Source organism: Novosphingobium sp. HNCC26DJ243 (assembly GCF_057180545.1).
Genome location: NZ_JBXUGN010000001.1, coordinates 443,066 through 462,225, shown reverse-complemented (window position 1 = coordinate 462,225; position 19,160 = coordinate 443,066). Strand labels below are relative to the sequence as shown.

The following is a 19,160-nucleotide window of genomic DNA, read 5'->3' as shown; positions in this document are numbered from 1 at the left end:
CATGGGCGAAGTCTACATCGATCCCGGCCGAGAGAACTTCGACAGGTTCAAACAGCTTCCTCGCGATACGCCGATACACATGCTGAACCTGATAAAGTTCAAGGATCTGGCAGATTATCCCGCCGACCATCCCAACCACGGCAAAGGACTGACCGGGCGCGAGGCATACGCGATCTACATCGCGGCGCTTCAGGCAATTGTTGCTGGTTCAGGGGCGGCGATGGTGTGGGAAGCGCCGATGGAATGCGTCGTTACCGGGCCCGAAGGTGAATGGGATGAAGCGTTCGTCATGGGCTATCCCGATGCCGACGCGTTCTTCGCCATGGTCAAGGACGAGGCCTATGCCCGCGACGCACTGCCGCACCGGACTGCCGCCGTGGCGGACAGTCGGCTGATACGCTTTCGAGGCTAGAACAGGTCAAGCTGACCTCCCCGGCCAGGCTTCCTGAACTTCGAGCAGTCGAGGTCGACATGGGCCTTGCCTATCCCAAGCCTGCGGCAGGCTACGCGGAAACGGGTGCGAAAGAGATCTGCCCAGACTCCGGTCGGCTTCATCCGCGTGAAGAATGACGGATCGTTGTCGCGTCCGGCGCGAACGGACTGCACGATAGACATGACCTTGGATGCGCGGTCCGGGAAATGCGTGTCCAACCATTCGCGAAAGAGTGGAGCGACCTCGTGCGGAAGCCGGAGCATGATCCAGCTAGCCGACGTTACCCCACGGCGGGCGGCCTGTTCGAGAATGGACTCGAGATAGGCATCCGTGATCGAGGGGATAACGGGGGCTACCGACACGTGGGTCGGTATGCCGGCATCGACCAGTCGCGCAAGCGCGTCGAGCCGCTTGGCGGGCGACGATGCCCGTGGTTCAAGTAGCCCCGATAGCCGCGCATCTAAGCTGGTGACGGAGATGCCGACGGCAGTTAGGTTGTGGTGCGCCAGTTCGCTCAGCAAGTCCAGATCGTCGAGCACACGTGCCGACTTGGTGGTGATAGTCACCGGATGGCGAAGTTCCAGGCAAAGTTCCAGCACGCTTCGGGTTATGCGATAGCGTCCTTCGATGGGCTGATATGGGTCAGTATTGGTCCCCATCGCGATTGGTGCCGGGCTGTACGAAGGCTTGGCCAGCGTTTCACGCAGGAGCCTGGCGGCGTCCGGCTTGGCAAACAGCTTCGATTCGAAATCCAGGCCCGGCGAGAGATCGTGATAGGCGTGCGTCGGTCGGGCATAGCAATAGATGCAGCCGTGCTCGCAGCCCCGATAGGCGTTCACTGATCGGTCGAACGGGATATCGGGCGACTTGTTGAACGACAGGATCGAGCGTGGATGTTCGATCGTTACCGTTGTGCGCAGTCGCGGGCCAGGACCGTCGACCCCTTCGCGCTCGTCGAGCCAATCCAAATCGCCCTCGCGCGCGGGCAGGCCCAGCCGGGTAGGGGCCTGCCCGGATTGCGCACCTCTGCCATGAACCGCCATGACAGGTTTAGAACATAATGAGAACTTTTGCGCAAGAGCGCGTGCTATTTTTCCAGCAGGCGCGGCATCAGTTCGACGAAGTTGCAGGGCCGGTTACGGCTGTCGAGCTGTTCCAAAAGTATGCCGTCCCAGCCATCCTTCACGGCTCCGTTCGAACCGGGAAGCGCAAAAATGTAAGTTCCGCGCGCCACGACGGCGCAGGCGCGCGACTGGATCGTGCTGGTGCCGATGGTCTTGTAGCTGAGCCAGCGGAACAGTTCGCCAAAGCCCGGAATGTCGCGCGTCTTCACTCGGTCGAGCGCTTCGGGTGTTACATCGCGCCCGGTCAGGCCCGTGCCGCCGGTGATGATCACCGCATCGACCGCGCGATCATCTATCCAGTTGTTGAGGCGGCTGGCGATACGGTCGGCATCGTCTTTTTCCAGCGCGCGCGCGGCCAGCTTGTGGCCTGCGGCCTTTACGCGCTCGGCCAGAATGTCGCCCGATGTGTCCTCGGACGGTCCGCGCGTATCGGAAACGGTGAGCAGGGCGATATTGATCGGCTTGAATGTGCGCGAAGTATCAATTGCCACGCGATGCGATCCTGACGTTCTCTGCACCCGAAAGGCCCGGGAATTTCGGCCACATGCCCTGGACGAGCCCGAGGCGGCTTTCAGATGCGCCACCGGCCTGACGTTCATACATCCAGTAGTTGCGCATCACGATGGCAACGTAGCCGCGTGTTTCCCAGTAGGGGATGGATTCCATCCACAACAGCGGATCGCTGCCGCCCCGAATTTCGGTGTTCCAGCGCGAGATGGGCAGGGGACCTGCATTATATGCCGCCATGACCTTGGGGAGCAGCCCTTGCGTGGCTTCCGAATCGCGCAACTGCTGCAGATACTGCTGGCCGAAAGCGAGATTGACGTCCGGCAGATCAAGCTGGCGTTCGCGCCCGGACATCGCCGGATCGACCCGCGCCATGTCTCGCGCCGTACCCGGACGGACCTGCATCAGCCCCTTGGCGCCAGCGGGACTGGTAACCGCGGTGCGGAAATTGGATTCCTGTAGCGAGTGAGCAAACAGCAGGGCCGGATCGACCTTCCAGCCTGTGGCCGGAACCCACTTGGGAGCGGGAAAACGCGCCGCAGAATCTGGTCGCGCGCCCGACGGCGAATTGTAGGCCATCCACAATTGCGTCGAAGGCAGGCCGAGATCGCGCGCAAGGCGGGAAAGCGGCGCATACTGGCCCGGCTCGCCGATACGGGCCTGATGGCGCAAAACTTCGTCGGCCAGCCCGTCTTCGCCAATTTCGGCAAGTTGCACGGCGGTTCGGATATTGGGGACGTTGCGCAGCATCTGCCAGTCAGCTGCCGAAAAATCGGGAGCTGCGGGCGCCTGGCTGTCACGCAGGCCCAGCGCTTCAGACGCCATCATGCCGTAAAGCGTCTCGCCATATCGCGCTGCCGAACGCAAGGCCGCAGAAACCTTTTCCGGCTTGCGGCATCGGACCCAGGCGCGGCTTGCCCAGTAGTGCGCAGCCGACGCGAGTTCGTCGTTGTGGGCAGAGCCGGCGGTCTTTTCGAACGCGTCGGCAGCCGAAAGACAGTCGCCCAGGCGCCAGCTGGCTAGACCTGCCGTCCAGTAGGCTTCGGACACCCACGGGCCCGTGCCCTCTGCCGCCGTCAGTGCAATGGCCCGCGCGGTGGCATCGTCATTCTCGATATAGAATGCCCAGCCGATTTTCTGGCGCCATTCGGCACGCGCTTCGGCCGAGAGCGTTGCGTCCACGCCGTCGAGCAGGACACGCGCGCCAACCGGATCGTCGAGCTTGATCCGTTCGGCAATGGCATCGGCCACGGTTGTCGGCATCGTGCCGTCGCTGACCGAGCGCGGCCGAATGCGCTTGGAAACATTGGGAAGTGAAATGAAGCGCTGCGATTGCGGCAACGTTGGCACGTCGCTTGCGCCGCGCTTGAGGGCAAGGCGGCCAAGCTGTTCGGCCCAAGGCAAGTCCGGCGCGGTGTTGAGCACGTCCGAGATCGGCCCGAGCTCGGCCTTGGGCGAGGTCGCAGCAAGGATGTACTGGGAACGGGCTACCGTGTGAAGCGGACCGTCTACACGCTGGGCGAACAGCGATTGGACCTGCGTCCAGTCTTCACGCTCGATCGCACCGAATAGCGATTTGTAATAGGTGCGGTCGTCCTGGCTCAGCAATGAGGGCACGGCAGTTCGATCTGCGCGGCCACGGAAATAGTCCGCAGCGGCGCTGTTGGCCTGGGCAGGCACCGCAGCTACGACTGCGGCGGAAGCCGCAAGCGCGATCAGCGTGCATCGTGCAGCGCGAGCGATAGTCACTCTTGTGTCCCCGTCCAATCGAGCCAGCGGCTCCAGAACCCTGCCTTCAGCGCAGGGCGAGCCAGCATGGCGTCGAGATCCCAGGCCGGCATGACGGCCATACCTGCAGTCTCTTGATTAATTGCACGTAAACCGTGAGCCAAATTCGGCGGGTCGTGTCCAAGAAGCGCTGAAACGCCCGATGCGCCAAGAATGAGCATGCGCTTCGGGGCCGCCAGCGCGATGTGGTGCAGGAGCACGTCGCCAAGGCCGATGGTTTTTAGCGTCGACCAATCGGGCATCGGCACATGCGCGGGCAGCGCCGAGGCAAGATAGGTTCTAGCCCGGTCGATGCCCATTGCCGACAGCATGGCTTCCAGCAACCGGCCTGCCCGACCTGTCAGCAAAGCCTCGCCATCATCTGCGGCGGGCATTGGAACCAGCACCATAAGATCGGCGCGGGCAGGGCCGACCGGGCCCAGGCGTCGCAGTCCAGTCGGGGCGAGCTTTTTCTCTGCCAGCCACCACGTCGCGAAATCCTCGATCCGCGCGGGCCAATTCGAGCGGTCGAGTGCCTCTGGCGCTGGGGCCGAATCCGTGGCAACCATGAGGTCACGCAACGGCTTCAGCGGCAGGGTGACTTGATCCGCCGACGCCACTTGTGCTGCCGCCAGCCAGTCCTGCGGATCGTCAACGTAGGTGCCGTCCACGCCTGCATCGCGCCACCAATCCAGCGCTGCCGTAAGGGCAACCTCCCAATCATGGGGTCTGGCGTCGCCAGTGTCGGGCAAGCTGTCACTCCTCACAGTCAGATTTGCGGTCTTGACCTTCAAGGCCCGCTCTTTCAAGGCAATTGGTGAAATCAAGCGTGCAATTAATCGGGAGTGCAGGGCATGAGCGAACGGGAGTCGATGCCGTATGACGTCGTTGTGGTCGGCGGTGGGCCGGCCGGGCTTGCGGCCTCGATCAGGCTGAAGCAGGCCAATGCCGAGCTTTCGGTCTGCGTGCTCGAGAAGGGCTCCGAAATCGGCGCGCACATCCTGTCAGGCGCGGTGGTCGATCCCAGGGCGCTGGACGAACTGCTGCCTGACTGGCGCACGATGGGCTGTCCGATGGCTGAAGTGCCGGTGACCGACAACTGGCACTGGGTGCTCTCCAAGACGGGCAAGACCAGCATTCCCCACTGGCCGATGCCTCCGTTCATGTCGAACGAGGGTAATTATACTGGCTCGCTTGGCAACCTGTGCCGGTGGCTCGCCGATCAGGCGATGGAACTGGGCGTCGAAATATTCCCCGGCTTCCCCGCCGCCGAAGTGCTGTTCGACGTGAACGGCGCGGTTATGGGTGTCGCCACTGGCGATATGGGCGTCGGTCGCGATGGCGAAAAGAAGGGCGATTACCAGCCCGGTATGGAGCTCCACGCCAAGTACACGCTGTTTGCCGAAGGCGCGCGCGGCCACCTGACCAAGCGTCTAAAGGCGCATTACGATCTCGAGCGCGATTGCGAACCTCAGGTCTATGGCATCGGCATCAAGGAACTGTGGGACATCGATCCCGCCAAGCACGTTCCCGGTCGGGTACTGCACACGCAGGGCTGGCCGCTGTCGGAATCGAATTCCTGGGGCGGTGGCTTCCTTTATCACCAGGCCAACAACCAGGTGGCGCTGGGCTTCGTCACCGCGCTCGATTACGCCAACCCTTACGTCTACCCGTTCGAGGAATTTCAGCGCTGGAAGCAGCATCCCGCGATCCGCGAGATACTCGAGGGCGGTCGCCGCGTGTCGTACGGTGCGCGCGCGATCAATGAAGGCGGTTGGCAGTCGGTGCCGCGCCTGTCGTTCCCCGGCGGCGCACTGATCGGCTGCTCGGCAGGTTTCGTCAACGTGCCACGCATCAAGGGCAGCCACACCGCGATGAAGAGCGGGATGCTGGCAGCCGACTCCATCGTGGCCGCTATCGCTGCGGGCCGCGAGAAGGACGACATGGTCGAATACGACACCGCCGTCCGTGAAAGCTGGATCGCAAAGGAACTCAAGAAGGTCCAGAACGCCCAGCCGCTCGTCGCAAAGTTCGGCGGTGAACTGGGCACGGTGCTTGCGGGCGCGGACATGTGGCTGCGCACGATTGGCGGCTTCGGTATCTGGAAGCCGATGAAGCATCATCGTGACAGCGAGGCAACCCAGCGTGCCGACCTCTACAAGCCGATCGCCTATCCCAAGCCCGATGGCGTGATCACGTTCGATCGCCTGACCAGCGTGGCGTTCTCCTACACCAATCACGAGGAAGACCAGCCGTGCCACCTCGTGCTCAAGGACCCGACTGTCCCGACACGGATCAACCTTCCGATCTATGCAGGCCCGGAAACGCGATACTGCCCGGCAGGCGTCTATGAGTATGTTGGCGTCGAAGAGGGCAACCCGCGCCTGCAGATCAACGCCCAGAACTGTGTCCACTGCAAGACCTGCGACATCAAGGACATGACCCAGAACATCGAATGGGTCACGCCCGAGGGCGGCGGCGGCCCGAACTATCCGAATATGTGATCGGTCTGGCCCGAAAGGGTTGGGGAAGGCGAAGCGCCGGGGGTTGCCTCGGCGCTTTCGTCGTTTCAGGGTTTCACAGCCATGACCTTGTCCGAAACTGCCTACGCCAAGATCAACCTTGCTCTGCACGTACGGAGACGGCGCGATGACGGCTACCACGAACTGGAAACGCTGTTTGCCTTCGTCGATGCGGGCGACGAGCTGACGGCGACGCCCGCCGCCCGGGACAGCCTCCATGTCGTCGGCGAATTCGGTGGCGCATTGAACGATCCTTTCGGCAACATCGTTGCCAAGGCGCTTTCCGGTCTTCCGCACGGACCGGGCTGGGCGGTCACGCTCGAAAAGAACCTGCCTGTCGCTGCAGGGCTTGGTGGAGGTTCTGCCGACGCGGGCGCGATATTCCGCATGGTGCGCGCGGCCCATGGCCTGCCCGACAATTGGCAGGAGAGGGCTGCCAGGTTGGGCGCCGACGTTCCTGCCTGTGTTGAAAGCCGTGCCTGCATCGGGCGTGGTACGGGGACCGACCTCGAGATCGTCGACAACGATCTCGCCGGATGCCCGGTGCTTCTCGTCAATCCCCGCGTCCCGCTGGCGACAGGGCCGGTCTTCAGCGCGTGGGACGGGATCGATCGCGGTCCCCTCGAAGGTGCCGATCTCAGAGAGATGGCCCTGCAGGGGCGCAATGATCTCGAAATGCCGGCACTGGCACTCGTTCCACAGATCGCCGAAGTCCTTGACGTTTTGCGCAGCACGGGGTCATGGCTGGTGCGCATGTCGGGATCGGGCGCAACCTGCTTTGCGCTTTATGACTCGGCCGACCAACGCGATCGCGCGCAGGCATCGATGCCCGAAAACTGGTGGACGATGAGCGGAGCCCTGCGATGAGCGAAGCCTACCGCATTCTTGGAACGCCGTGCTTCGGTGGCATCCTTGTCGTTTCTGATCACGCTTCCAATCTCGTGCCCTCAGACATCGATCTCGGGATAGCGCCGGAACTGCTCGACCAGCACATCGCGGTGGACATAGGCGTCGCGGAAGTCGGCGCGCTGATGGCCCAGCGTGCCGGTATCGCAGCATTTCAGGGCAACGTCAGCCGGCTTGTGTGCGATTTCAACCGCGACGAACACTTGCCCACGGTCGTTCCCATCGCCAGCGACGGCCACGCCATACCCGGCAACGCGCTTGACCATGCGGGACACGAGGCGCGGTTGGCGCGCTTTTTCCGCCCATATCACGAGGCGCTGGCCGATCTTCTGGCTGAGACGCCGCAAGCGCTGATCCTGTCGCTCCACAGCTTCACGCCGCAACTGGCTTCGAGCGACGCGCCGCGTCCTTGGCACGTCGGCGTGCTCTACAACGAGGACGATCGCGCGGCGCGGATCGCGATTCCCCTGCTTGCAGCCGAGGGTCTCTGCGTGGGCGATCAGCAGCCCTATTCGGGGCGGCTGCTCAACGCGACGATGAACTGCCACGCCGAAGCGGAGGGCCGGCCCTATCTCGGCATCGAGATCAGGCAAGACCTTGTCGGCCATCCCCAGGGACAGGCCGAGTGGGCGGAACGACTGGCCCGGATCGCCAATCAGGTTGCCGTTGAAATCAGCTAGGAAGTTTCCCGTCGATTACTGCTGACCTGGTTGTAATTAATACCTTCGACACGGGCGGTCGCATTGGTTTAGGGCACTTGGCAAGTCGCAAAAAAGCCTGATTCCCTGTCCGGAGTTTCCTCATGCCCGCCTATCGTTCACGCACTACCACCCATGGCCGCAACATGGCAGGCGCGCGTGGCCTGTGGCGTGCAACCGGGATGAAGGATTCCGACTTCGGCAAGCCGATCATCGCGGTCGTTAACAGCTTCACCCAGTTCGTGCCCGGCCACGTCCACCTCAAGGACCTGGGCCAGATGGTCGCGCGCGAGATCGAGGCGGCGGGCGGCGTCGCCAAGGAATTCAATACGATCGCGGTCGACGATGGCATCGCCATGGGACACGACGGCATGCTTTACTCGCTGCCCAGCCGTGACCTGATCGCCGACAGCGTCGAATACATGGTCAACGCCCACTGCGCCGATGCGATGGTCTGCATCTCGAACTGCGACAAGATTACGCCGGGCATGCTGATGGCGGCGCTGCGCATCAACATTCCGGTCGTGTTCGTCTCGGGCGGGCCGATGGAGGCTGGCAAGGTCGTGCTGCGCGGCAAGGAAGTGGCGCTCGATCTGGTCGATGCCATGGTCGCCGCTGCCGACGAAGCCTATACCGACGAGGAAGTGCAGAGCATCGAGCGCTCGGCCTGTCCAACATGCGGTTCGTGCTCGGGCATGTTCACCGCCAACTCGATGAACTGCCTGACCGAGGCGCTGGGCCTTTCGCTTCCGGGCAACGGCTCGACCCTTGCTACCCATGCTGACCGCAAGCGCCTGTTCCTCGAAGCCGGGCGCCTGATCGTCGATTTGTGCAAGAGGTACTATGAGCAGGACGACGAAAGCGCCTTGCCGCGTGCCATTGCCGGGTTCGAGGCGTTCGAGAATGCCATGAGCCTCGACATCGCCATGGGCGGATCGACCAACACGGTGCTTCACCTGCTCGCCGCCGCGCATGAAGCGGGCCTTGAATTCACCATGGCCGACATCGACCGGCTGAGCCGCAAGGTGCCGTGCCTGTCCAAGGTCGCACCCGCCAAGTCCGACGTCCACATGGAAGACGTCCATCGCGCCGGCGGCATCTATGCCATCCTCGGTGAGCTTGACCGCGCAGGATTGCTCCATACCCACCTGCCAACCGTTCACAGCCGCACGATGGCAGATGCGCTCAACCTGTGGGACATCAAGCGCACCAACGCGCCATCGGTGCAGGAATTCTACAAGGCGGCTCCCGGCGGTGTTCCCACTCAGGTCGCCTTCTCGCAGGATCGTCGCTGGAACGAGCTTGACCTCGATCGCGAGGCAGGGGTGATCCGCTCGGCAGAACACGCCTTCAGCAAGGACGGCGGGCTAGCCGTGCTGTTCGGCAATATCGCGCGCGAAGGCTGCATCGTGAAGACCGCGGGCGTGGACGAAAAAATCCTCAAGTTCACTGGCCCGGCCAAGGTCTACGAGAGCCAGGATGCCGCTGTAACGGCGGTGCTGACGGGCCAGGTCATTGCGGGCGACGTTGTCGTGATCCGCTACGAAGGGCCCAAGGGCGGTCCCGGCATGCAGGAAATGCTTTACCCAACCAGCTATCTCAAGTCGAAGGGCCTCGGCGCTGCCTGCGCCCTGTTGACCGACGGGCGCTTCTCGGGCGGCACTTCTGGTCTCTCGATCGGCCATGCCTCGCCCGAAGCGGCCGAGGGTGGCGAGATCGGCCTTGTCGAGAATGGCGACGTGATCGAGATCGACATTCCCAACCGCACCATCAATCTGGCGGTTTCGGACGAAGTGCTTGCGCAGCGCCGCGCCGCGCAACAGGCGCTTGGCTGGAAGCCTTCGAAGGAGCGCCCGCGCAAGGTCTCGGACGCGCTGAAGGCCTACGCCGCGATGACCACCAGCGCATCGCGCGGAGCCGTGCGCGACGTTTCGCAGCTGGAACGGTAAGCCAGTGCGGGGGCTTTTCTTCCTCGCAGCCACCGCTGCTCTTGCCGGTTGCTCGGCAAAGGAAGATGCCCCCAAGGGCCGCGTGATCGATTGCATGATATCGGGTGCGGCCAAGTTCGCGCCTGATTGCTTTGTCGAAGATTCGCGCGTTGGCGAGCGCCGTTTCCTGACCGTGCGTCACAAAGACGGTGCATTCCGACGCTTCGAAATGGTCGATGACGGTCGCGGCGTGGTCGCTGCCGATGGGGCGGACGAAGCGGTCGCGAACTGGTCGTCCGAAGGCGTGCTCGAGGTCGTGGTCGGCTCAGATCGCTACCGCTTTCCGGCGCGGATGAAGAGCGATGTCGCGCAGCCGTGAGCGCTGCCTCCGGCAAGTGCTCACTGTGGCGCAAATGCGCCAGGCCGAAGAGCAACTCGTCGCAAAGGGAATTGATGTCGATAATCTGATGCAGCGCGCCGGGCGCGGTGCGGGGGAGTGGGTCCGCAGGATTGCTGCCGGTCGCTCGGTGACCGTGCTGTGCGGCCCCGGCAACAACGGCGGCGATGGCTGGGTCATTGCAGAATACCTTCGCGAACTTGGCAACCCCGTACGCGCAATCGCCGCGCGGGAACCAGCGACTGAGGCGGCACGCACGGCGCGAATTCTCTACCGGGGGGAAGTCGTTGCTGCAGAGACGGCTCTGACAGGCGACGTGCTGGTGGACTGTCTGTTCGGAAGCGGGTTGACGCGCGGCCTGCCGCAGGACCTGTACGACCTTCTGACCGGACTGGCAGAACGGCATCCTCATCGCATTGCCATTGACCTGCCGAGCGGGATCGAAAGCGACAGCGGTCTGGCCTTGAATAAGGGACTGCCCGACTGGACGGTGACGATCGCATTGGGCGCATGGAAGCACGCCCATTTCGCGATGCCGGCCTGCCGGTCGATGGGAGCGCTGCGCCTTGTCGATATCGGCGTTGCCGAGCAGGCGGGTGTGGCGCAGGTTCTGACCAAGCCCGCCATTCAGCCACCTTCTGCAGACGCTCACAAGTATCGCCGAGGCTTGCTTGGCATTATTGGTGGCGAAATGCCGGGGGCAGCCATGCTTGCTGCGATGGCAGCTCAGGGAGCGGGTGCAGGCTATGTGAAGCTGGGGACCGGCCAAGCCCCTGTCGCCGCTCCATCCGAACTGGTCGTCAGTGATGTGGCCTCGGTCTTCAAGGACCGGCGCGCTGCTGCCATGCTCATCGGGCCGGGTCTTGGCCGCACCGATGATGCGTCGCGACTGCTTTGGCAAATGTTGCAGGCTGACACGCCAACCGTCATCGACGCCGATGCGCTCGTTCTCCTGCGACCTACTATGCCAACTGGCAAGCGCTGCATACTGACCCCGCACGAAGGGGAGATGGCAGCGCTCGAACGCAGCTATTCCCTGTCTCCTGCCCCATTGCGGCGAGACCGGGCACTGGCTCTGGCCAAGGCAACCGGCGCAGTCGTCGTATTCAAGGGGCCCGACAGCGTCATCGCAACGTCTGCGGGGGAAGTGGTCGTCTCACCTCGTGCATCCTCGTGGCTTTCCGTCGCGGGGACCGGGGACGTTCTGGCCGGAACGATCGCAAGCCGTCTGGCGGTCCACGGTGAGGCATTGCGTGCGGCGCAGGAAGGTCTATGGCTCCACGCCGAAGCGGCGCGGCTTTGCGGTGCTGCCTTCGGTCCGGCCGAACTGGCCCACGCCATTCGTCCCGCCCTTGCAGAGTGCCTCCCATGACCAATCCCGGCCTGATCGTCCGCATCGCAGCGAAGGGCGAAGGCGCGACTGCCGATGGCCGTTATGCTGCTCTGGCCGCGCCGGGCGACATTCTCGAGGCAGATGGCACGCTTACGCCCGGCCCGGATCACGTCGATCCGCCCTGCCGCCATTTTCCCGCTTGCGGCGGGTGTCAGTTGCAGCATCTGTCTGAAAACGCACTTGCCGGCTATGTCCATGATCGCGTTGTCGGCGCAGCGCGGGGGCAGGGGATCGAACCGACTGGCGCCACAGCACCACACCTGTCGCCCCCCAACAGCCGTCGTCGCGCCACGCTCCATGCGCAGGCAATCGGCAAGCGCGTCGTCATCGGCTTTCGCGAACAGGGCTCGCACAAGATCGTCGACATGCGCGAATGCCATGTGCTTGTGCCTGAAATGGTCGCGCTCCTTGAGCCGTTGCGCCAGCTTCTGGAAAACTGGGGCGACCGCAAGCTCGGCGTGGACATCGAACTAGCCATGGCCGATCAGGGGCTTTCGGTCGGCCTCAAGGGATTGAAGGTCGAAGGCCTTGCCCGGACCGAGGCGCTGCTGGATTTCTCCCGCAATAACGGACTGGCGCGGCTCACCATCGACAGCGGCTATGGCGCTGAAGGTGCCTGGGAGCCCGAACCAGTGACTGTGACGCTTGGCGGCACGGCGGTTTCACTGCCGCCCGGTGCCTTTCTTCAGGCCACCCGCGATGGCGAAGCGGCGCTGGTCGAAGCGGCACGGGAATGGCTTGAAGGTTCGGCAACGATCGCAGACCTGTTCTCCGGGCTCGGCACGTTCGCCTTCGCGTTGGCCGGCGAGAAAACCAAGGTTCTCGCGGTTGAAGCGGCGCGCGATACTCATCTCGCGTGCCAGTCTGCGGCGAGAATGGGCGGACGCCCTGTCCATTGCCTGCACCGCGACCTGTTCCGCAATCCGCTGCGTGTCGAGGAGCTGGACCGCTTTGCCGGCGTCCTGCTCGATCCCCCCCGCGCTGGCGCGCAGGAGCAGATCGACCAGATTGCCGCGAGCAAAGTGCCCAGCGTGGTCTATATCAGTTGCAATCCCGCAAGCTGGGCGCGCGACGCCGTGAGGTTGATAGCGGGCGGCTACAGGCTGGCAGAACTCAGGCCGGTCGGCCAGTTCCGCTGGTCAACCCATGTGGAACTGGCCAGCCTGTTCTTGCGAGCTTGAGGTCTTAGAACACGACGCGCGCGGCGTGGTAGATCAGAGCCATGAGCGCGATCGACGAGAGCGCGAACAGGACGAAGCGGATCATCACCTTGTTCACCGTCACCTGCACCAGCGAGTGGACCACTCGCAGACCCACGTAGGCCCAGGCAATCTTGGTACTCATACCGCCACCAACGCCGGCAACGGCAAGCGTCAGGCATACGGCATAGAACAGTGTCGGCGCTTCGTGCAGGTGGTTGTAATTGTGCGCTTTCCACTGCACGGATGCCGGAAGAAGGTCATCCAGCGTCTTGGTCGGGTCCTGCGCCAGTCCGTCGGGATCCACTTTCGCCGCGTTCATTGCCGGAATGCGCGTGGCGTACATCCACAGCCACATCACCATAGTCCAGATCATCAGCGCGACTGTCGGTTGCAGGATAGCAGCCATCTTCATTGCACTTCTCCCCCGTTGTTGATTTGGTTCAGCCGTGTCCGAGCGTCGCTCCCAAAGCGCGGATTGCCAGCACGGTCAGGCATATGGTCGATGCCAGAAACAGGGCAAAGCGCACTGGTACCCGGTTCACCGTCGCCTGCCAGATCGAATGAACGATGCGGACGGCGGCATAGCCCCAGGCCAGAGCGACATCGAATGAACTCGGTCCCATCAAGGCAAGGATGGTGATCGTGGCATAGAACAGCGTCGGCTGTTCCATCAGGTGGCTGTAGTTGTGCGCCTTCCAGTTGATCTCGTCGGGCAGTACGCCTTCCAGATCCTGCCCGCGTCCACCCGGCTTTGCCTTGCCCAAGCCGCCAAGTTTGCCCAGCGCCGGAAGGCGCGTGAAAGCCATCCAGAACAGCATGACGATAGACCAAAGCACCAGCACCGCTGCCGGTGTCAGGATTTGCGCCTGCATCGCATTGTCTCCCCAACTCTCCGCGGGAAGAGTGCGGTCGTCGCGTTAGATTGTCAAATGCAACTTATAACGTGCGTTCAACCACTTCCTGCCCGTTTTTATGGCAGACGTCGTCCGAGGCGTGGCAAAGGGGACTTGGGTTTGTCATTCCGATCCCCTACAGGCGCTATCCATGTAGGGCGCGACGCGTTCGGAACGCGCGGCCGATGAAGGCATTTTGGAGACATCATGGCAAAAGTTCTCGTCATCGGCGCAGGCGGCGTCGGCTCGGTCGCGGTTCACAAGATGGCGATGAACGCAGACATCTTTACCGGCATTGCGCTGGCCAGCCGCACCAAGTCCAAGTGCGACGCCATCGCCGCTTCGGTGAAGGAGCGCACCGGCGTTTCGATCGACACCTATCAGATCGATGCCGACGATGTCGCGGCTACGACTGCGCTGATCAACGAGGTCAAGCCCGTCCTCGTCGTCAACCTCGCGCTGCCTTATCAGGACCTCAACATCATGGACGCCTGCCTTGCCGCAGGCGTCAATTACATGGACACCGCGAATTACGAGCCGATTGACGAGGCCAAGTTCGAATACAAGTGGCAGTGGGCCTATCAGGAGCGCTTCAAGGAAGCAGGCCTTATGGCGCTGCTCGGCTCGGGCTTCGATCCGGGCGTGACCAGCGTTTTCGCCACGTGGCTGCGCAAGCACAAGCTCGACACGATCCGCACGCTCGATATTCTCGATTGCAACGGCGGCGATCATGGCCAGCACTTCGCCACCAATTTCAATCCGGAAATCAACATCCGCGAAGTCACCGCGCCTGCGCGCCACTGGCTCAAAGGCGAATGGGTGGAAACGCCCGCGCTGACCATCCGCGAGACCTTCGACTTCGAAGACGTCGGCCCGAAGAACATGTACCTGATGTACCACGAGGAGCTCGAAAGCCTCGCGCATCACATCCCCGAGATCGAGCGCATCCGCTTCTGGATGACCTTCGGCGATGCCTATATCACGCACCTCACCGTGCTGCAGAACGTCGGCATGACCCGGATCGATCCGGTGATGTATAACGGGCAGGAAATCATCCCGCTCCAGTTCCTCAAGGCCGTTCTGCCCGAGCCTGCCTCGCTGGGGCCCACGACCAAAGGCAAGACCAATATCGGCGACATCGCCACCGGCCTCAAGGATGGAGTGGAGAAGACCTTCTACATCTACAACATCTGCGACCACGAAGACGCCTACCGCGAGACCGGCAATCAGGCCGTCAGTTACACCACCGGCGTGCCCGCCATGATCGGCGCAGCGCTGATGGTTCAGGGCGTGTGGAGCGGCGCAGGCGTGTTCAACATCGAACAGCTTGATCCCGATCCCTACATGGACATGCTCAACCAGCACGGGTTGCCGTGGCAGGTCAAGGAACTGGCGGGCCCGCTGGCGTTCTGATCTCTCACCGCATTTTCCAACCCCGCTCATCCTAAGCCTGTCGAACGATGCGCAGAACGGAAGTCCAATATGGAAACCAGAGCCGGCGATCCGGGCGCGTTTGCGCAATTTGACCTGAGCCGCGTTGATAGCCCCGCTTTCGTCGTGGATGAGGCGAAGTTGCGCGCCAATCTGGCGGTGCTGGCCGACGTCCGCGACCGCGCTGGGATCAAGGTTCTCGCCGCGCTCAAGGCCTTTTCGATGTGGCAGGTCGCACCGATCGTCGGGGAATATCTCGACGGCGTCTGCACGTCAGGCCTGTGGGAAGCGCTGCTTGCCGCCGAGCACTACAAGGGCGAAATCGCGACCTATTGCGCAGCCTACAAGGCTGAGGATCTGCCCGAAATCCTGCGTCTGTCCGACCATGTGATCTTCAATACGCCCGGTCAGCACGCACGCTTCAAAGGCGAGATCGCCGCAGCGCAATCGCGCGGTGACGTCTTCGACATCGGCCTCAGGGTCAATCCACTCCATGCCGAGGGCGAGGTGCCGCGCTACGATCCGTGCGCGCCGCATTCACGTCTGGGCTTTCCGGTTGACCAGCTTCTGCCCGAGCATTTCGATGGCGTCTGCGGAATTCATTTCCACACGCTGTGCGAACAGGATTTCGAGCCGCTCCAGCGCACCTGGAATGCCCTTCTGCCCCGGATCGAACCCTATCTCGGCCAGCTCAAGTGGCTAAACTTCGGCGGCGGCCACCACATCACGCGCGCCGACTATCAGCGCGCCGATCTGATCGAATTTCTCAAGGCGGTGAAGGCGCAGACCGGCTGCGAGGTCTATCTTGAACCGGGTGAGGCGGTGGCGCTGGATGCTGGCATTCTCGTCGGCACCGTGCTCGATACGCACTGGAACGGGATGCAACTTGGCATCACCGACATTTCGGCGACGTGCCACATGCCCGACGTGATCGAAGCGCCCTATCGCCCGGCGATGCTGGGCGAACTGCCGATCGACGAATACGAGGACGGCGGGGAGGGTGGCGCGCCGGTGCGTCTGGGCGGACCGTCGTGCCTCGCAGGCGATGTCATCGGCGATTATCGTCTGCCCAACGGCTTCACGCCCGGAACGCGTTTCGCGTTCCTCGATCAGGCGCACTATTCGATGGTAAAGACCACGACCTTCAATGGCGTGCCTCTGCCTTCGATCTGGCTTTGGGACAGCGAGAACGACGTGCTCGAGAAGGTGCGCGGCTTTTCCTACGAGGACTTCCGCGACCGTCTTTCCTGATGCATGCTGCCTGCTGACAGTAATGTAGGCGGGAGAGTGTGATGGCTGGCGATTTGCTCGATGGCGTGACCAGCGATCCCTTGGTGATGGGCTGGATGCAAGGATCGCCACCACCGCCCGACAAGCTGCTGCTCGCCTCGCGCGCCGATCACATGCGCTTTCCGATGATCCGCTGGTCGTACTCGAACATGCGCCAGTTCGCGTCCTCTCGACGTGTCGCTGCTGGGCAGCGGCCAAGCTTCGCAAGGGCGCTGAATGACGATCTGGCCGAGATCGCTTTCGTTCCGCTTGGTGCAGAACGCCCCATGACTTTCGGAGAGTCGCTGACGCAGGCCTACACCGATGGGATCCTGATTCTGCATCAGGGAAGGATCGTGTTTGAACGCTGGTTCGGCGTGACCAGCCCCGAGACGCGGCACATAGCCTTCTCGGTCACCAAGAGCTTCGTCGGTACGATCGCCGAGATGCTGATCGAGGAGGGTCGCCTCGATCCCGGTGCGCTCACCGCAGCCTATCTTCCCGAACTGGCAGGCAGCGGTTTTGCCGACGCAACCGTGCGCCAGGTTCTGGACATGACTACCGCTCTCGATTTTTCGGAAGACTACGCCGATCCGAACTCGGGGATCGGCGCCTACAGCGCCGCGCTGGGCCTGACCCCGCGCCCCGCGAACTACGCCGGCCCGCCTGACCTGTGTTCCTACCTCCCGACGATTGCCAAGGCGGGCGTGCATGGGCAGGGGTTCACCTACCGCACCCCCAATACCGACGTTCTGGCGTGGATCATAAGCCGGATCGAAGGGCGGCACTTTGCCGACGTCCTGTCCGAGCGTCTCTGGCAGCCGCTTGGCATGGGCGGCGATGCGGACCTTATCGTCGACCATTCGGGCAATCCTTTTGCCGGTGGCGGGCTGTGCCTGCGCCTCGAAGACCTGGCACGGTTCGGCGAGGCGATGCGCCTGGGCGGCGCAGGAGTCATCCCGGAAGCAGTGGTGGACCGTGTCCGGAGCGGCGGCGATCCCGCCCATTTTGACAAGGCACGCTATCCGCAATTGCCGGGCTGGAGCTATTCCAGCCAGTGGTGGATCAGCAACAATGCGAACGGATGTTTCTCCGCGCGGGGCATCCATGGCCAGACCTTGTGGGTCGATCCGGCGGCGGAAATGACGGTTGCACGATTCGCATCGCACCCCATGGCGGCCAACGGTGCGAACGACCCGCTCTCCTTGCCCGCATGGGCAGCGCTGGCCGAGGTGCTAAGTCGCTGATAAAATGCGATCTGTCTGGAATTGTTTCATTTTCCTGACGCCCGTTTTCGTGTGTGAGTTTTTCACTTGATGTTCAGCGTGGGGGCCTTATTACGCCCCTCTCGCTGCCCCATGGGGACTTCCAAACCGCAAGGCAGCCTTGTTCAACGTTCCGTTTGGGGGTCCCTTGAGTTGCACATCCATCCTGACGCACTGGCTGTAGTCGGCGCTTGCGCGCCTGACCAACCCGCCATTTTGAACCGTCCGCACGCTGCCGCGCGCGCTGCCCGCTTCTTTGTCGAGAAGTTTCCGGGCAAGTCGCTCTATGCGGTAAAGGCAAATCCCTCGCCGGATCTGCTGCGCGTGCTCTGGGATGCAGGCGTGACGCATTACGACGTCGCCTCGATCGTCGAGACGCGCCTTGTGCGTGAAACGCTCCCTGACGCGACGCTGTGCTTCATGCACCCGGTAAAATCCTCGAGCGCCATTCGTGAGGCCTATCTCGCCCACGGCGTACGCGTGTTCAGCCTCGATTCGCTCGAGGAACTCGAGAAGATCACCGAAGCGACCGACGGTGCCGAGGATCTGACGCTGTGCGTGCGCCTGCGCGTCTCGTCGGAATATTCGGAGTTGAGCCTCGCGTCCAAGTTCGGCTGCGATCTTACCAATGCGGCGGAACTGCTTCAGGCGACCCGCCAGGTGGCCGACTCGCTCGGCGTGTGCTTCCACGTCGGCAGCCAGTCGATGAGCCCTCACGCCTATGTCCAGGCGCTCGAGCGCGTGCGCGCGGCCATCGTCGATGCCTCGGTCCTTGTCGACATCATCGACGTCGGCGGCGGCTTCCCGTCGATCTATCCCGGTATGGAGCCGCCGCCGCTCGAAGACTATTTCGGCGTCATCGACCGTACCTACGAATCGCTGCCGGTGTCGTACTCGGCCGAACTGTGGTGCGAGCCTGGCCGTGCGCTCTGCGCCGAATACAATTCGATGATCGTGCGCGTCGAACGCCGCCGCGGCACTGAACTGTACATCAACGACGGTGCCTATGGCGCGCTTTTCGATGCGGCCCACGTAGGCTGGCGTTTCCCCGTGCGCGTGCTGCGCAACGAGGTCGCCAATGACGGCGCCGAGATCGAGCTGGAGCCGTTCAGCTTCTACGGCCCGACCTGCGACGACATGGATCACATGGACGGTCCGTTCGAACTCCCGGTCGATATCAAGGCGGGCGATTTCATCGAGATCGGTATGCTCGGCGCTTACGGCGCCGCGATGAAGACCGCCTTCAACGGCTTCGGCGCAACCGAAGTGTTCGAAGTCACGGACGAGCCGATGTCGAGCCAGTATCGCGGTGACCGTCGTGACCCGCGCGTTTCGGACAACGTCGTATCTCTGCGCTGATCGGATTGGCGTCTCGCTGAAATGGACGAAGGCCCTGCCGCAAGGCGGGGCCTTTTTCCTTTGGGC

At 62.9% G+C, this 19,160-nt stretch carries 18 protein-coding genes; 12 read left to right on the top strand and 6 right to left on the bottom strand.

Going from position 1 to position 19,160, the window contains the following annotated elements; genetic code table 11:
* Position 1: 1 nt before the first annotated feature.
* Positions 2-412 carry a DUF1330 domain-containing protein gene (locus AC2A04_RS02300; RefSeq protein ID WP_484210696.1) on the top strand — a complete coding sequence of 137 codons (411 nt, stop codon included), beginning with the start codon at positions 2-4 and terminating at the stop codon, positions 410-412.
* Here AC2A04_RS02300 and AC2A04_RS02295 read toward each other — a convergent pair.
* From AC2A04_RS02295 to AC2A04_RS02280, 4 genes are read right to left on the bottom strand one after another with little or no spacing between them, the layout of a single operon-like run.
* A complete protein-coding gene (locus AC2A04_RS02295) occupies positions 409-1,476 on the bottom strand; it encodes a PA0069 family radical SAM protein (protein WP_484210695.1) in 1,068 nt (355 codons plus the stop codon). The two genes, AC2A04_RS02300 and AC2A04_RS02295, sit on opposite strands and share 4 nt — an antisense overlap.
* Positions 1,477-1,520: 44 nt before the next feature.
* Entirely contained in the window at positions 1,521-2,048 is a 528-nt protein-coding gene (gene moaB / locus AC2A04_RS02290) for a molybdenum cofactor biosynthesis protein B (RefSeq protein ID WP_484210694.1), read from the bottom strand.
* Positions 2,038-3,813 (bottom strand): lytic transglycosylase domain-containing protein, encoded by a 1,776-nt coding sequence (locus AC2A04_RS02285; RefSeq protein ID WP_484210693.1) that lies wholly within the window; start codon positions 3,811-3,813, stop codon positions 2,038-2,040. The genes moaB and AC2A04_RS02285 overlap by 11 nt, the downstream gene beginning before the upstream one ends.
* Entirely contained in the window at positions 3,810-4,583 is a 774-nt protein-coding gene (locus AC2A04_RS02280; RefSeq protein ID WP_484210692.1) for a uracil-DNA glycosylase family protein, read from the bottom strand. The genes AC2A04_RS02285 and AC2A04_RS02280 overlap by 4 nt, the downstream gene beginning before the upstream one ends.
* 102 nt (positions 4,584-4,685) lie before the next feature.
* Between AC2A04_RS02280 and AC2A04_RS02275 the strand changes: the two genes are divergently transcribed.
* The 7 genes from AC2A04_RS02275 to AC2A04_RS02245 all read left to right on the top strand — a co-directional run bounded on the left by AC2A04_RS02275 (position 4,686) and on the right by AC2A04_RS02245 (position 12,856).
* The gene (locus AC2A04_RS02275; RefSeq protein WP_484210691.1) at positions 4,686-6,335 is read left to right on the top strand and encodes an electron transfer flavoprotein-ubiquinone oxidoreductase; all 1,650 of its coding nucleotides are present in this window, start codon (positions 4,686-4,688) and stop codon (positions 6,333-6,335) included.
* An 81-nt stretch (positions 6,336-6,416) separates the two neighbouring features.
* A complete protein-coding gene (locus AC2A04_RS02270) occupies positions 6,417-7,220 on the top strand; it encodes a 4-(cytidine 5'-diphospho)-2-C-methyl-D-erythritol kinase (RefSeq protein ID WP_484210690.1) in 804 nt (267 codons plus the stop codon).
* Positions 7,217-7,939, top strand: a complete 723-nt coding sequence (locus AC2A04_RS02265; protein ID WP_484210689.1) for an N-formylglutamate amidohydrolase — start codon at positions 7,217-7,219, stop codon at positions 7,937-7,939. Before AC2A04_RS02270 ends, AC2A04_RS02265 begins: the two co-directional genes overlap by 4 nt.
* 122 nt (positions 7,940-8,061) lie before the next feature.
* A complete protein-coding gene (ilvD, locus tag AC2A04_RS02260) occupies positions 8,062-9,906 on the top strand; it encodes a dihydroxy-acid dehydratase (RefSeq protein ID WP_484210688.1) in 1,845 nt (614 codons plus the stop codon).
* A gap of 4 nt (positions 9,907-9,910) precedes the next feature.
* Positions 9,911-10,264 (top strand): hypothetical protein, encoded by a 354-nt coding sequence (locus tag AC2A04_RS02255; protein ID WP_484210687.1) that lies wholly within the window; start codon positions 9,911-9,913, stop codon positions 10,262-10,264.
* On the top strand, positions 10,248-11,654 hold the full coding sequence (locus AC2A04_RS02250) for an NAD(P)H-hydrate dehydratase (protein WP_484210686.1): 1,407 nt from the start codon (positions 10,248-10,250) through the stop codon (positions 11,652-11,654). Before AC2A04_RS02255 ends, AC2A04_RS02250 begins: the two co-directional genes overlap by 17 nt.
* Positions 11,651-12,856: a class I SAM-dependent RNA methyltransferase gene (locus AC2A04_RS02245; protein WP_484210685.1), complete on the top strand. Its 1,206-nt coding sequence runs from the start codon at positions 11,651-11,653 to the stop codon at positions 12,854-12,856. The genes AC2A04_RS02250 and AC2A04_RS02245 overlap by 4 nt, the downstream gene beginning before the upstream one ends.
* Positions 12,857-12,860: 4 nt before the next feature.
* Here AC2A04_RS02245 and AC2A04_RS02240 read toward each other — a convergent pair whose 3' ends face one another.
* Positions 12,861-13,289 (bottom strand): MAPEG family protein, encoded by a 429-nt coding sequence (locus tag AC2A04_RS02240; protein WP_484210684.1) that lies wholly within the window; start codon positions 13,287-13,289, stop codon positions 12,861-12,863.
* A gap of 28 nt (positions 13,290-13,317) precedes the next feature.
* On the bottom strand, positions 13,318-13,749 hold the full coding sequence (locus tag AC2A04_RS02235; protein WP_484210683.1) for an MAPEG family protein: 432 nt from the start codon (positions 13,747-13,749) through the stop codon (positions 13,318-13,320).
* A gap of 228 nt (positions 13,750-13,977) precedes the next feature.
* Here AC2A04_RS02235 and AC2A04_RS02230 point away from each other — a divergent pair, with 228 nt between their 5' ends.
* The 4 genes from AC2A04_RS02230 to AC2A04_RS02215 all read left to right on the top strand — a co-directional run bounded on the left by AC2A04_RS02230 (position 13,978) and on the right by AC2A04_RS02215 (position 19,094).
* Entirely contained in the window at positions 13,978-15,183 is a 1,206-nt protein-coding gene (locus tag AC2A04_RS02230; protein WP_484210682.1) for a saccharopine dehydrogenase family protein, read from the top strand.
* A 69-nt stretch (positions 15,184-15,252) separates the two neighbouring features.
* Positions 15,253-16,452 (top strand): carboxynorspermidine decarboxylase, encoded by a 1,200-nt coding sequence (locus AC2A04_RS02225; RefSeq protein ID WP_484210681.1) that lies wholly within the window; start codon positions 15,253-15,255, stop codon positions 16,450-16,452.
* A gap of 41 nt (positions 16,453-16,493) precedes the next feature.
* On the top strand, positions 16,494-17,717 hold the full coding sequence (locus AC2A04_RS02220; RefSeq protein WP_484210680.1) for a serine hydrolase domain-containing protein: 1,224 nt from the start codon (positions 16,494-16,496) through the stop codon (positions 17,715-17,717).
* Positions 17,718-17,888: 171 nt separating this feature from the next.
* Positions 17,889-19,094, top strand: a complete 1,206-nt coding sequence (locus AC2A04_RS02215) for a type III PLP-dependent enzyme (protein WP_484210679.1) — start codon at positions 17,889-17,891, stop codon at positions 19,092-19,094.
* Positions 19,095-19,160: the final 66 nt, after the last annotated feature.